The 242-nt window shown below is 35.1% G+C and carries 1 protein-coding gene; it reads left to right on the forward strand.

Annotated features, from left to right (window positions below):
* Positions 1 to 183, forward strand: a 183-nt coding sequence (locus SB773_RS34195; protein WP_410594953.1) for a TyrR/PhhR family helix-turn-helix DNA-binding protein, incomplete at its 5' end; no start/stop codon positions are given.
* Between the last annotated feature and the right edge of the window lie 59 nt (positions 184 to 242).

The following is a 242-nucleotide window of genomic DNA, read 5'->3' on the forward strand; positions in this document are numbered from 1 at the left end:
GTCAATTTAACAGGAATCATTCCCTTGAAAAAAGCGTTAGAGGAAACGGAAAAGCAATTATTATCACAAGCCCTTTCTACATATAAATCAACCAGAAAAATGGCCAAAGCCCTGGAGGTTAGTCAAACGACGATCATGCGCAAGCTAGGCAAATACCAATTTGTATATGATGAGGATAAATAACGATGACCTTTGTAAATATCTGAAAATTAAGAAAAGTTGGTATGGATATTGCATATTAC

This window comes from Bacillus sp. SIMBA_074, assembly GCF_046534555.1.
Taxonomy (GTDB): Bacteria; Bacillota; Bacilli; order Bacillales; family Bacillaceae_G; genus Bacillus_A; species Bacillus_A mycoides.